11 protein-coding genes are annotated in these 13,012 nt (G+C 68.3%); 10 read left to right on the top strand and 1 reads right to left on the bottom strand.

The genetic code is table 11. The annotated features are described in order from the left end of the window. Window positions 1–871: 871 nt before the first annotated feature. Genes B4A39_RS16395 through leuB form a run of 9 tightly spaced genes read left to right on the top strand, consistent with a single transcriptional unit; the run spans window position 872 to window position 10,992 of the window. Complete coding sequence (locus B4A39_RS16395) at window positions 872–2,626, top strand: dihydroxy-acid dehydratase (RefSeq protein ID WP_292038100.1); 1,755 nt, start codon at window positions 872–874, stop codon at window positions 2,624–2,626. Between the two features lie 3 nt (window positions 2,627–2,629). Next, entirely contained in the window at window positions 2,630–3,643 is a 1,014-nt protein-coding gene (ilvC, locus tag B4A39_RS16390; protein ID WP_292038093.1) for a ketol-acid reductoisomerase, read from the top strand. 30 nt (window positions 3,644–3,673) lie between these two features. Next, entirely contained in the window at window positions 3,674–5,392 is a 1,719-nt protein-coding gene (ilvG, locus tag B4A39_RS16385) for an acetolactate synthase 2 catalytic subunit (protein ID WP_292038085.1), read from the top strand. A gap of 2 nt (window positions 5,393–5,394) precedes the next feature. Further along, complete coding sequence (locus B4A39_RS16380) at window positions 5,395–5,646, top strand: ACT domain-containing protein (protein ID WP_292038067.1); 252 nt, start codon at window positions 5,395–5,397, stop codon at window positions 5,644–5,646. A gap of 1 nt (window position 5,647) precedes the next feature. After that, window positions 5,648–6,916, top strand: coding sequence for a 2-isopropylmalate synthase (locus B4A39_RS16375; protein WP_292038061.1), 1,269 nt, complete (start codon window positions 5,648–5,650; stop codon window positions 6,914–6,916). Further along, on the top strand, window positions 6,900–7,868 hold the full coding sequence (locus B4A39_RS16370) for a branched-chain amino acid transaminase (RefSeq protein WP_292038058.1): 969 nt from the start codon (window positions 6,900–6,902) through the stop codon (window positions 7,866–7,868). The genes B4A39_RS16375 and B4A39_RS16370 overlap by 17 nt, the downstream gene beginning before the upstream one ends. Continuing rightward, window positions 7,855–9,309, top strand: a complete 1,455-nt coding sequence (gene leuC, locus B4A39_RS16365; RefSeq protein WP_292038053.1) for a 3-isopropylmalate dehydratase large subunit — start codon at window positions 7,855–7,857, stop codon at window positions 9,307–9,309. Before B4A39_RS16370 ends, leuC begins: the two co-directional genes overlap by 14 nt. Continuing rightward, window positions 9,302–9,892, top strand: a complete 591-nt coding sequence (leuD, locus tag B4A39_RS16360) for a 3-isopropylmalate dehydratase small subunit (RefSeq protein WP_292038046.1) — start codon at window positions 9,302–9,304, stop codon at window positions 9,890–9,892. Before leuC ends, leuD begins: the two co-directional genes overlap by 8 nt. Further along, window positions 9,892–10,992, top strand: a complete 1,101-nt coding sequence (gene leuB, locus B4A39_RS16355) for a 3-isopropylmalate dehydrogenase (protein ID WP_292038043.1) — start codon at window positions 9,892–9,894, stop codon at window positions 10,990–10,992. Before leuD ends, leuB begins: the two co-directional genes overlap by 1 nt. A gap of 59 nt (window positions 10,993–11,051) precedes the next feature. On the opposite strand, the gene B4A39_RS16350 is transcribed toward leuB, so the two are convergent. Further along, window positions 11,052–11,645: a TetR/AcrR family transcriptional regulator gene (locus B4A39_RS16350; protein ID WP_292038036.1), complete on the bottom strand. Its 594-nt coding sequence runs from the start codon at window positions 11,643–11,645 to the stop codon at window positions 11,052–11,054. A 167-nt stretch (window positions 11,646–11,812) separates the two neighbouring features. Here B4A39_RS16350 and B4A39_RS16345 point away from each other — a divergent pair, with 167 nt between their 5' ends. Then, window positions 11,813–13,006 (top strand): efflux RND transporter periplasmic adaptor subunit, encoded by a 1,194-nt coding sequence (locus B4A39_RS16345; RefSeq protein ID WP_292038027.1) that lies wholly within the window; start codon window positions 11,813–11,815, stop codon window positions 13,004–13,006. Window positions 13,007–13,012: the final 6 nt, after the last annotated feature.

Below are 13,012 nucleotides of genomic sequence, written 5' to 3'. Positions count from 1 at the left end.
CTATCTAAAGAAGGCCAAACCCCTTGTCAACCGACTTCTGAAACTTCCCGAACCCGAGAGCCGAAACCCTCAAGACCGAAGAAAACCGTCGCGAAAAGCAAGCCTCTCGCCGCGGCAAATCATCGAATCGATCGAAGCGCGGAGATTAGCGAACCGGCCCTACGGAGGCAAGAGGTTTTTCAACTTCTTTGCCGCCAGAACCTCGAAGAACCAGTCTCCAAGGCCGCTGGGCCAGCCCGTCTCCGAGCGAGCGGCGTCTATACGGACGGTCGCCCGGGCGCACAAGCCGCCAAATGACGATCGCGCAAACTATCTCGCAGAACCCCGGTCAAAGGCGCTTTATGCACGGGTCGCCCGCAGATCATGCCTATGCGCCCCGCGCAGCAACCGGCGCGCCGCCGCGATGCAGCACGCCTCGCCCGTCTCGATAGCACTGCGCGAGCCGCGACCTGGCCGGCCACGCGCCCTTCCGGTGAAAAGTTGCGCCCAGCGACATTTGGCGCGGAGCGATCGCGTGAAATCGACGCTTTTGACGTCCAAACGCATTTTTATTCCACTCAGGAACTCATTTGGGTTGCGCTGCAGCATCCATGACGGCATAAGAGCGCCCAGTTGAAAGGTTTTCCCTTGTCCCACCGCGCCGCCACTGCTGCGATCCTGAGCCCCGCGAAAGCGGCGGCCGATCTGCGCGTGCTGTCGCTCGGCCTCCTTCTTCTTTCGGTAATTCTTATTCCGCTTAGCCGAGCGGTGTGGATGCCTGCGACCTGACCTAACCCAGTCAAGATCGCCCGCTTCACCCCGCTCCCACCCGGCAGCGGGGTTTTTCATGTGCCCAGTACAGAGCCGATAGGCAGGACCTTCCAAAAATCCGATGACCAACTCGCCTGACAGCAAAAAACGACCCAACGCACGCAGTTCGGCCGTCACCCAGGGGCCGAACCGGGCCGCGGCGCGGTCCTATCTGCGCGCCGCCGGAATGCAGGACGCCGACTTCGACAAGCCGATGATCGCCATCGTCAACACCTGGTCGACGGTCACGCCGTGCAACATGCACCTGGACCGTCTGGCCAAGGACGTCCGCGCCGGGATCATCGCGGCGGGCGGCTATCCCGTCGACTTCAACACCATCGTCGTCACCGACGGCATCTCCATGGGCACGGCGGGGATGAAGGCCTCGCTGATCAGCCGCGAGGTCGTCGCCGATTCCATCGAGCTGGCGGTCGAAGGCCATCAGCTGGACGGCGTCGTCTGCATCGTCGGCTGCGACAAGACCATCCCGGCCGCGGCCATGGCCCTGGCCCGGATGGATATCCCGGGCCTGGTCTACTACGGCGGCACCATCCTGCCCGGCCGGATCGGCGAGAAGGAGGTCTCGGTCCAGGAGGTGTTCGAGGCCATCGGCGCCCACGGCGCCGGCGCCCTGTCCGACGACGGCCTGAAGGCGGTGGAGAGCGCGGTCTGCCCCGGCGCCGGCGCCTGCGGCGGTCAGTTCACCGCCAACACCATGGCCATGGCCCTGTCGATCATGGGCGTCAGCCCCATGGGCGCCAACGACGTCCCCGCCGTCGATTCCGGCAAGGGCGCCGAGGGTGAGCGTTGCGGCCGCCTGATCGTCGAGCGGGTCTTCGACGGCGACACCGCCCGCAAATACATCACCAAGGTCAGCCTGAAGAACGCGGCCATCGCCGTCTCGGCCTCGGGCGGCTCGACCAACGCCGTCATGCACCTGACCGCCATCGCGGCCGAGGCCGGCGTCGACTTCGGCATCGAGGACTGCCACCAGGCCTGCGTCGAGGCCCCAGTCATCTGCGACCTGAAGCCGGGCGGCCGCTTTCTGGCCTCGCACCTGTTCGCGGCGGGCGGCACGCGCCTGGTCGCCCAGCGCCTGGCCGAGGCCGGCAAGATCGTCAACACCCCGACCGTCAGCGGCCGCAGCCTGTTCGCCGAAGCCGCCGAGGCCGAGGAGACCCCGGGTCAGCAGGTCGTCACCAGCATGGACGCGCCCGTCATGGCGCGCGGCTCCTACGCGGTCATCTATGGCGACGTCGCCCCGGAAGGCGCGGTCATCAAGCTGACCGGCCACAAGGTCGACCGCTTCGAAGGCCCGGCCGCCGTCTTCGACTGCGAGGAAGACGCCTTCCACGCGGTTCAGGACGGCTCGGTCGGCGAAGGCGACGTCATCATCATCCGCTACGAAGGGCCCAAGGGCGGGCCCGGCATGCGCGAGATGCTGCAGGTCACCGCCGCCCTGAAGGGCCGCAAGGTCGAGAACGTCGCCCTGCTGACCGACGGCCGCTTCTCGGGCGCCAGCTACGGCTTCGTCGCCGGCCACGTCTCGCCCGAAGCGGCGGTCGGCGGCCCGATTGCTCTCATTCGCGATGGCGATCCGATCGTCATCGATGTCACCAACCGCCGGATCGATGTGCTCGTCGATCTGGAGGCGCGCCGGGCGGACTTCGCCCCCAACCAGGTCCGCCCGGCGCAAGGCGTTTTCGCGAAATACCGCGCCGCCGTCGCCTCCGCCTCGCAAGGGGCCGTGACCATCCCCAATCCGCCCCCGGCTCAAACCGCCGAAACCTATTCCAACGCCGCCATCCCCACCGACCAGATTTCTGAGGACGCCTGACCCATGGCCATCACCATCTACACCAACGACGACATCAAGCCGGGCGCCATCGCCTGCCAGCGCATCGCCGTCATCGGCTACGGCTCGCAGGGTCGCGCCCACGCGCAGAACCTGAAGGATTCGGGTCATGACGTCGTCGTCGGCGTGCGTCAGGGCGGCACGGGCTGGAAACACGCGACCGCCGACGGCGTCCCCACCGCCGAGCCGGCCGAGGCCGTTCGCGGCGCCGACATCATCGCCATCCTGACCCCGGACATGATCCAGAACGAGGTCTATCGCGACATCATCGAACCCAACGCCAAGCCGGGCGCCGCCCTGCTGTTCGCCCACGGCTTCTCCATCATCTACGACCGCATCACCCCGCGCGACGACATGGACGTCATCCTGGTCGCGCCCAAGGGTCCGGGCGATCTGGTTCGCCGCGAGTTCGCGCGCGGTCGCGGCGTCCCCAGCCTGTTCGCCATCGAGAAGGACGCGACCGGCAAGGCGCGCGATCGGGCCATGGGCTACGCCAAGGGCATCGGCGGCGCGACCGGCGGCCTGCTGGAGACCTCGTTCCGCGAAGAAACCGAAACCGATCTGTTCGGCGAACAGGCCGTCCTGTGCGGCGGCGCCAAGGAGCTGGTCATCTCGGGTTTCAACACTCTGGTCGAGGCCGGCTATCAGCCCGAGATCGCCTACTTCGAGTGCCTGCACGAGCTGAAGCTGATCGTGGACCTGTTCTACGAGGGGGGCATCTCCAAGATGCACCACTTCATCTCGGAAACCGCCAAGTGGGGCGCCGTCGCCTCGGGCCCGCGCGTCATCACCGATGAAACCCGCGCCCGCATGAAGACCGTCCTGACCGAGATCCAGGACGGCACCTTCGCGCGCAACTGGATCGCCGAGAACGAGGCCGGCAAGCCGCAGTACGACGCCTGGCTGGACGCCGATCGCCAATCCCACATCGAACAGACGGGCGCCCGTCTGCGCGAGCGCATGGCCTGGCTGCAGACCCCCAAGTCTGAAGCCGCCTGACCCGCATATATATAAAGAGAGACTGACCCGATGAGCGCCGCCGCGCCCGCCCTGAAAACCGCCTCCGCTCCGGCGACCGTGAACGACACGGCCACCGGCGCGCGCCTGCTCGTCTCCAGCCTGGAGCGGATGGGCGTGGAGGTGGTCTTCGGCTACCCCGGCGGCGCCATCATGCCCATCTACGACGCCCTGACCGGCACGGGCCTGAAGCATATCCTGGTCCGCCACGAACAGGGCGCGGCCTTCGCCGCAGACGCCTATGCCCGCGCCTCGGGCAAGGTCGGCGTCTGCATGGCCACCTCCGGCCCCGGCGCCACCAATCTGATCACCGGCATCGCCAACGCCATGATGGATTCGGTGCCCATGGTCTGCATCACCGGCAACGTCCCCCAAGGCGTCATGGGCACCGACGCCTTCCAGGAGATCGACATCCTGGGCGTCACCCTGCCGATCGTGAAGCACTCTATACTGGTGCGCGACGCGTCGGAGATCCCGGCCGCCGTCGAACAGGCCTTCCACATCGCCGCCTCGGGTCGCCCCGGTCCGGTCCTGGTCGACCTGCCCAAGGACGTCCAGTTCGCCACAGCGACCGCTCCCTTCGGCTTCAACATCCCCAACGAAACGGCTGAGGTCGACCACGACGCCATTGCCGACGCCGAGAGCTTCATCCGCGCCGCAGAGCGGCCGCTGATCTACATCGGCGGCGGGGTGAAGATCGGCTGTGCGACCGAGGCCGTCCGCGCCTTCGCCGAGGCCACCGGCATCCCGACCGTCGCCACCCTGAACGCCCTGGGCACGGTTCCCACCGACGCGCCCGGCTTCCTGGGGATGCTGGGCATGCACGGCACGCGCGCCGCCAACGAGGCGGTCCAGTCATCCGACCTGCTGATCGTCCTGGGCGCCCGTTTCGACGACCGCGCCACGGGCAAGCTGGCCGAGTTTGCGCCCCACGCCCGCGTCGTCCATTTCGACGTCGACGCCTCCGAGATCGGCAAGCTGCGCGAGACCCATGTCGCGGTCGCCGGCGAACTGAAGCCTGGCGTCGAGGCCCTGACCGCGCGTCTGGCCGCCGCTCCTCTGGCCATCGACCCCTGGGTCATCCGCTGCGCCTCGGCCGCCGCCCACCACGCCGCCCGCTATGACGCGCCGGGCGAAGGCGTCTATGCGCCCGCCCTGCTGAAGCAGCTGTCCGAGGCCGCCGGCGACCGCTTCGTCGCCGCCTGCGACGTCGGCCAGCATCAGATGTGGGCCGCCCAGCACTGCCGCTTCTCCAAGCCGGAAGCCCACATCACCTCGGGCGGTCTGGGCGCCATGGGCTTCGGCCTGCCGGCCGGTCTGGGCGCCAAACTGGCCGACCCGTCGGCCACGGTCGTCACCATCGCCGGCGACGGCGGCTTCATGATGAACATCCAGGAGCTGGCGACGCTGAAGCGCTACGGCGTCGCGCTGAAGATTGTCCTGCTGGACAACTCCTCCCTGGGCCTGGTGCGCCAGTGGCAGGAGCTGTTCTTCGAGGAGAACTATTCCGAAGTCGATCTGTCCGACAACCCGGACTTCGTGAAGGTGGCCGAGGCCTTCGGCGTCGAGGCTTTCCGCATCGACCGTCGCGATCAGGTCGAGGACGGCATCGCCCGGCTGCTGGCCGCCGACGGCCCCTGCCTGGCCCACGTGGTCATCAACCCCAAAGAGAACGTCTGGCCTCTGGTTCCGCCGGGCAAGAGCAACGCTGAAATGATGGAAGGCGCATGAGCATGAGCGACACCATTCACATCCAGATCGACCGGGCCGACGGCTCGCTTCAGCGTCTCATCGGCCTGGTGGAACGCCGGGGCTTCCACATCGACGGCATGAGCATGGCGGACGAAGGCCCCTCGCGCCGCATCGCCCTGACCGTGCGCGGCCGCGACGCCGCGCGCTCCATCGACAACCTGGGCTGCCAGATCGACCGCCTGTTCGGCGTCTCGCGCATCGCCGCCCCTGCCTACCAGTCCGAGGCCGCGTAAAATGTCCCGAGTAGAACGAGTATCCAGAACCGCCGAGATTGCGGCGTCGGATCCCAACCGCGTCATCATCTTCGACACCACCCTGCGCGACGGCGAACAGGCGCCCGGCTTCTCCATGTCGGCCGAGGCCAAGCTGAAGATGGCCCATGTCCTGCGCGACCTGGGCGTGGACGTGATCGAGGCCGGCTTCGCCGCCGCCTCGCCGGGCGACGAGGAATGCATCCGCCGTGTGGCGGGCGAAATCGAGGGACCGGTCTTCGCTTCCCTGTCGCGCGCCAACGAGAAGGACATCGACGCCTCGTTCCGGGCCCTGTCGCCGGCGCCCAGATCGCATCGCCGTTGTCACGTCTTCCTGGCCACCAGCCCGATCCACCGCTCGGCCAAGCTGCGGATGAGCACCAACGAGGTGCTGGCTACGATTTCCCGCACGGTGGAATACGCCGCCTCGATGTTCGACGACGTCGAGTTCTCGGCCGAGGACGCCTTCCGCACCGAGCCGGAGTTCCTGGCCGAGGCCCTGATGGCCGCCGCCGACGCGGGGGCCCAGACGCTGAACGTGCCCGACACTGTCGGTTACGCCACGCCGGAAGAAGCGCGCCAAAGGTTTGCCTATCTGGACGGGATCATCCGCCCGCGCCATTCCGACGTGATCTTCTCGTCGCACGCCCACAACGACCTGGGTCTGGCCGTCGCCAACTCCCTGGCCGCCGTCGAGGGCGGCGCGCGTCAGATCGAGGGCGCGATCAACGGCATTGGCGAACGGGCCGGCAACGCATCCATCGAGGAGATCATCATGGCCCTGCGCACCCGCGCGGACCGCTATGGCGTCAGCGTATCCGCCGAGAGCCGCCACCTGGTGCGCGCCTCGGAAACCCTGCGCGAAGTGACCGAGACGGTCATCGCCCGCAACAAGGCCATCGTCGGCCTGAACGCCTTCGCCCACGAGGCCGGGATCCACCAGCACGGCATGATGGCCGACGCCCGCACCTACGAGATCATGCGTCCCGAGGACGTCGGTTTCGAGGGCAGCTACTTCGTGCTGGGCAAGCATTCCGGCCGCCATGCGGTCGGCAAGCGGGCCGAGGCCCTGGGCCATGTGCTGGAAGGCCAGCGCCTGGCCGACGTCTTCGCCGGCTTCAAGCAACGCGCCGACCAGATCGGCGAAATCAATGACGCGGAGCTGACCGCCATCATCGCGGCTGTGACAGCCAATACGGCGAATGGGGCAGGCTTCGCACAGATGGACAAGACCTATGCAGCCGCTGGCTAAGAATATCTGGATCAACGGCGACCTGACGCCCTGGGCCGACGCGAAGATTCACGTCATGAGCCACGCCCTGCACTACGGCACCTCGGTGTTCGAGGGCATCCGTGTCTATGACACCCCCAACGGCCCGTGCGGCTTTCGCCTGACCGACCACATCCGCCGCCTGTTCGACAGCGCGCGCATCTATCACTTCCCCCTGCCCTTCACCGAGGACGAGCTGGTTCAGGCCTGCAAGGACGTGGTCCGTTCCGAGGGCCTGCGTTCGGCCTACTTGCGGCCTCTGGCCTTCCTGGGCGAGTGCGGCATGGGCGTGACCCCGTCGCCTGACGCCATCCGCACCGACGTCATGATCTCGGCCTTCCCCTGGGGCGCCTATCTGGGCGAGGAAGCTCTGGAGAAGGGCGTCGACGCCTGCATCTCCAGCTGGAACCGCGTCGCCCCCAACACCATCCCGGCGGGCGCCAAGGCAGGCGGCAACTATCTGTCTGGCTATCTGATCGGACGTGAAGCCCGCGTCGGCGGCTTCGGCGAAGGCATCGCCCTGGGCGTCGACGGCCGCCTGTCGGAAGGCGCTGGCGAAAACCTGTTCGTGGTCAAGGACGGGGTGCTGATGACCCCGCCCGCCGCCGCCTCCATTCTGCAGGGCATCACCCGCGACACCGTGATGAAGCTGGCGCGCGGCCTGGGCTATGAGGCGCGCGAACAGATCCTGCCGCGCGAGGCCCTCTATGTCGCCGACGAGGTCTTCATGACCGGCACCGCCGCCGAGATCACCCCCGTCCGCTCCATCGACGGCATCCCGACGCGCGCCGCCGGCCCCGGCCCGATCACCAAGGCGGTCAACAAGGCTTTCCGCGGCCTGTTCGACGGCACGACGCCGGACCGCTTCGGCTGGCTGGAACCCATCGGCGAGGCTTCGACCTCGCCCAAGGAGCGTGTGCATGAGCCCGCCTAGGACTCTGTACGAGAAGGTCTGGAACCGGCACGTCGTCGTGCCGGAAACAGCCGAAACACCGGGCGTCATGTATGTGGACCTGCATCTGGTCCACGAAGTCACCTCGCCCCAAGCCTTTTCCGAAATCGAGGCGCGCGGACTGAAGGTCCGCCGCCCCGACCGCACCTTCGCCACCCTGGATCACTCGACCCCCACCCTGCCCGCCGGGCCAGATGGCCAGCGCCCCTACTTCACCGCCGCCGCCAGAAATCAGGTCGAGACCCTGGAGGCCAACTGCGCCCGTCACGGCGTCGAACTGGCCGGCTGGGGCTCAGACCAGCGCGGGGTCGTCCACGTCATGGGACCTGAGCTGGGCCTGACCCAGCCGGGCATGACCGTGGTCTGCGGCGACAGCCACACCGCCACCCACGGGGCTTTCGGCGCCCTGGCCTTCGGTATCGGCACCTCCGAGGTCGGGCACGTCCTGGCCACCCAATGTCTGCTGCAACGCCGCGCCAGATCCATGCGCGTGACGGTTGACGGCGCCCTGCGCCCCGGCGTCTCAGGCAAGGATGTGGCCCTGGCCGTCATCGCCGCCATCGGCTTCGGCGGCGGCACCGGCTACGTCATCGAATACGCGGGCGAGGCCGTGCGGTCGCTGGACATGGAAGGGCGCATGACCCTGTGCAACATGTCCATCGAGGCGGGAGCCCGCGCGGGCATGATCGCCCCCGACCGCGTCACCACCGACTGGCTGCGCGGGCGTCGTCACGTCCCTGCCGACTACGAGGCCGCCGCCGCCGACTGGCTGAGCCTGGCCACCGACCCCGGCGCGGTGTTCGACAAGGAGGTCGTACTGGACGGCGCCGCCATCCGACCCATGGCCACATGGGGCACCACTCCCGACGCGGGCGCTCCCGTCGGCGCGCCCGTACCCCAGCCTCGCTCGGACTCCGACCGCAAGGCCATCGCCTACATGGGCTTTACGGCGGGCGAAGCCACGACCGGCCACAAGGTCGACGTGGTCTTCATCGGCAGCTGCACCAACGGCCGTCTGCCCGACCTGCGCGCCGCCGCCGACGTCCTGCGCGGCCGCAAGGTTCAGCCCGGCGTGCGGATGCTGGTGGTCCCCGGCTCCGAGGCCGTGCGTCGCGACGCCGAGGCTGAAGGTCTGGACAAGGTCTTCACCGAGGCGGGGGCCGAATGGCGCATCCCCGGCTGCTCCATGTGCATCGCCATGAACGGCGACTTCGTCGGCCCCGGCCAGTTGGCCGTGTCGACCTCCAACCGCAATTTCGAGGGCCGCCAGGGCAAGGGCGCCCGCACCATCCTGGCCAGCCCCGCCACGGCGGCGGCCAGCGCCGTCGCCGGCGTCCTGACCGACCCGCGCGCCTATCTGGAGGCTCCCCTCATGCAGCCGAGCGCCGCGCGCGAGGCGGTAGGGGAGAGACATCATGTCTGAACCGTTCAAGACCTTGACGTCGAAGACCCTGACCCTGAGCCAGGCCAATATCGACACAGACCAGATCATCCCGGCCCGCTTTCTGACCACCACCACGCGCGAAGGTCTGGGCGCCCACGCCTTCCACGACTGGCGCTATGAGGCGGACGGCTCGGCCCGGCCTGAGGCGGTGCTGAACCGCATCGACCCGACCGAGCAGCGCATCCTGCTGGCCGGCCCCAACTTCGCCTGCGGCTCGTCGCGCGAGCATGCGCCCTGGGCCCTGCTGGACTACGGCTTCCGGGCGGTGATCTCGACCGAGATCGCCGACATCTTCACCTCCAACGCCCTGAAGAACGGCCTGCTGCCCATCGTCGTCGATCAGGCCGTCTGGGACGATCTGGCCGCCCATCCCGAGCAGCCGGTGACCATCGATCTGGACGCGAACGAGATCCGGCGCGGCAACGCCCCGGCCGTCCCCTTCAAGGTCGAAGCCTTCGCCCGCCAGTGCCTGCTCGACGGCGTCGACACCCTCGGCTGGCTGCAAGCCCGGCTGCCCGACATCCAGACCTACGAACGCGTCCGTGAACCGGAGACCATCTGATGCCCAACACCCGCACCTTCAACATCGTGGTCCTGCCCGGCGACGGCGTCGGATCTGAGGTCGCCCTGGCCGCCGAGCGGGTCCTGACCTGCATCGGCGACATCTACGGCCACCGCTTCGAGTTCACCGAGCACCTGATCGGCGGCGCCGCCATCGACGCGACGGGCGAGGCCCTGCCCGAGGAAACGAAAGCCGCCTGTCTGGCCGCCGACGCCGTCCTGCTGGGCGCGGTCGGCGGTCCCAAGTGGGACGGCGCCAAGGTCCGTCCCGAACAGGGGCTGCTGGCCATCCGCAAGGCCATGGGCCTGTACGCCAACCTGCGCCCCCTGCAGGTCTCGCCCGTCCTGGCCCACCGCTCGCCGCTGAAGAAGGAGATCGTCGAGGGCGTCGATCTGATCGTCTTCCGCGAACTGACCAGCGGCGTCTATTTCGGCGAGAAGACCCGCACCGAAACCAGCGCCTCGGACCTGTGCGTCTATACGGTCGAGGAGATCGAGCGCGTCGCCCGCGCCGCCTTCCAGGCCGCCGGCCAGCGTCGCGGCAAGGTCACCTCGGTCGACAAGGCCAATGTCATGGAGACCAGCCGCCTGTGGCGTGAGGTCGTGACCCGCATCCACGCCGAGGAGTATCCGCAGATCACCCTGGAGCACGCCCTGGTCGACTCCATGGCCATGCACCTGATCCGCAAGCCGCGCGACTATGACGTCATCCTGACCGAGAACATGTTCGGCGACATCCTGTCGGACGAGATTTCCGTGCTGGGCGGCTCCATCGGCCTGCTGCCCTCGGCCTCTCTGGGCGCCGACGGCCCCGGTCTGTTCGAGCCGATCCACGGCTCGGCGCCGGACATCGCCGGGCAGGATCTGGCCAACCCGGTCGGCATGGTGCTGTCGGCGGCCATGATGCTGCGTCACAGCTTCGATCTGGAGGACGAGGCGGATTCGATCGAGGCCGCCGTCGCTGCGGTTCTGGCTTCGGGCGCCGTCACCGCCGATCTGGGCGGGGCCCTGGGCACGGTCGAGGCCACCCGCGCCATCGTCGACGCCATCCGCGCCATCCACTGGGCCGCCGCCCGCCACGTGCCGATGCACTGGGCCTGAGCGTCCGCACTTGGTCATTAAAGAGAAAGGGCGGGCCTCGCGGTCCGCCCTTTTTGCATTCAGCTGTCGATCAGGCTTTGCAGGGCCACGGCCATCCGCCGCGCCAGCTCCGCCTTCTGAGTCTCATCCAGCGAGGCGTAGCCGTCCGACAACTCCCGCCCGATCGCCATGCCCATGATCAGCCCAGCCGCCAGGCGCGCCCGCACCGGGGCGTCCGGCCCGCCGATCCACGCGGCCAGCGGGTCAAAGAAGCGATTGTTGGAGGTCCGCTGCATGACGTCCATGGCCTTGGCCGAACCGACCGAGCGCAACAGGATCAGCAGGCCGCGCATCTTGGCGCCCGCCCCGTCGTCCTGACACGGCATGACCTCGCCGTAGACGATCTCCCGCGACAGGCGCTCGCCGAAATCCTCGCGCGGGCCGTCCATCAGGTCGCGGCCGTTCTTGCAGCTGTCCAGAACGGCGACGAACAGATCTTCCTTGGAGCCGAAGTAGCGGCTGATCAAGGCGGCGTCCACGCCCACGTCGCGCGCGACGTCGCGCATGCCGACGTCGTCGTAACTGTCGGAACAAAAGCGCTCCCGCGCCGCCTCCAGAATGGCCTGGCGGGTCGCGTTGGCGTTACGCGGTCGGGGGGCGTCGCAAAGGACCAAAGGGTCACACTCCAATAAACCTTAAACCCTATATGGCTTTGTCATCAGGCGTTGACAAGCTGAACCGCGATCATCATTAAGTCACCCAACGTTGACTGGCGACTTCCTCCCCCGAAGAGCGCTGGTCTGTTACTGTATGAAATCCCCTCCCACAGGAGAATGCGCCGATGCGCACGGTTAAGATCGCGGTCGCGTCCGTTCTGATGACGGCCGCCCTCTACGGCTGTTCCAAGGGAGGCGAGGCCCCCGCACCCCAGGCTCCCCCCGTCACCGTCGCCACGCCGCTGGCGCGTCAGGTCGTGGACTGGGATGAAGTCACGGGTCGCTTCGAGGCCACCCGCTCGGTCGATGTGCGTGCGCGCGTCGGCGGCTACATCCAGGCCGTCCACTTCAAGGACGGCGACTTCGTGCGTCAGGGCCAGTTACTCTTCACCCTCGACGCCCGCCCGGCCCAAGCCGCGCTCGGCTCCGCCCAGGCCCAACTGGCCCAGGCCCAGGCCCAGCTGACCCTGGCCCGCACCGAGTTCTCGCGCTCCGAAGGCCTGCTGGCCTCGCAGGCCGTGTCCCAGGCCGAAGTCGACGCCAAGCGCGGCGCCGTGGCCCAGGCCCAGGCCGCCGTTTCGGCCGCCAACGCCGCCATCCGCGCCCGTCAGCTGGACGTCGAGTTCACGCGCGTCACCGCCCCCATCGCAGGCCGCGTCTCCGACCGCCGCGTCGATCCGGGCAACCTGGTCGGCGGCGGCTCCTCGGCCGGCGACGTGCTGACCACCATCGTCTCGTCCTCGCCGATCTACTTCGTCTTCGACGGCTCCGAAGCTCTGGCGCTGAAGTATCAGCGCGAGGTCCGCTCGGGCGGCGCCGCGCCGATCCGCATCCGCCTGCAGGATGAGACCAGCTACGACCGCACCGGAACGCTGGACTTCACCGACAACGCGATCGACGCCGCCTCGGGCACCATCCGTCTGCGCGCCGTGGTCCAGAACGGCGACGGCTTCCTGAAGCCGGGCATGTTCGGTCAGGCCCAACTGGCCGGCGCCGGCGCCTATCAGGCCCTGCTGGTTCCGGACGCGGCCATCTCGACCGACGCCGCCCGCCGCGTGGTCATCGTCGTCAAGCCTGACGGCACGACCGAGCCGCGCGCCGTGCAGACGGGCCCGCTCGTCGACGGTCTGCGCGTCATCCGTTCCGGCCTGAAGCCGACCGACCGCGTCATCATCGCCGGCGGTCAGCGCATCCAGATGCCGGGCATGAAGGTCGCGCCCAAGAACGGCACCATCGCTCCGGTCGCGCCCCAGGCGGGCGGCGCTCCGGTCACCCAGGCGGCGCCGGCTTCCAGCGCCTCCTTCGCCAACGCCGGCTGATCCTAA

This window comes from Brevundimonas sp. UBA4553, from assembly GCF_002387245.1.
In the GTDB taxonomy this organism is placed as follows: domain Bacteria; phylum Pseudomonadota; class Alphaproteobacteria; order Caulobacterales; family Caulobacteraceae; genus Brevundimonas.
Note: the sequence above shows the minus strand (reverse complement) of the source record. Positions and strands in the feature narration are given on the sequence as shown.

Excerpts from the sequence above, each read along its gene's own strand:
- B4A39_RS16395 (WP_292038100.1), top strand. The coding sequence starts at position 872 with ATGACCAACTCGCCTGACAGCAAAAAACGACCCAACGCACGCAGTTCG.
- ilvC (WP_292038093.1), top strand. The coding sequence starts at position 2,630 with ATGGCCATCACCATCTACACCAACGACGACATCAAGCCGGGCGCCATC.
- ilvG (WP_292038085.1), top strand. The coding sequence starts at position 3,674 with ATGAGCGCCGCCGCGCCCGCCCTGAAAACCGCCTCCGCTCCGGCGACC.
- B4A39_RS16380 (WP_292038067.1), top strand. The coding sequence starts at position 5,395 with ATGAGCGACACCATTCACATCCAGATCGACCGGGCCGACGGCTCGCTT.
- B4A39_RS16375 (WP_292038061.1), top strand. The coding sequence starts at position 5,648 with ATGTCCCGAGTAGAACGAGTATCCAGAACCGCCGAGATTGCGGCGTCG.
- B4A39_RS16370 (WP_292038058.1), top strand. The coding sequence starts at position 6,900 with ATGCAGCCGCTGGCTAAGAATATCTGGATCAACGGCGACCTGACGCCC.
- leuC (WP_292038053.1), top strand. The coding sequence starts at position 7,855 with ATGAGCCCGCCTAGGACTCTGTACGAGAAGGTCTGGAACCGGCACGTC.
- leuD (WP_292038046.1), top strand. The coding sequence starts at position 9,302 with ATGTCTGAACCGTTCAAGACCTTGACGTCGAAGACCCTGACCCTGAGC.
- leuB (WP_292038043.1), top strand. The coding sequence starts at position 9,892 with ATGCCCAACACCCGCACCTTCAACATCGTGGTCCTGCCCGGCGACGGC.
- B4A39_RS16345 (WP_292038027.1), top strand. The coding sequence starts at position 11,813 with ATGCGCACGGTTAAGATCGCGGTCGCGTCCGTTCTGATGACGGCCGCC.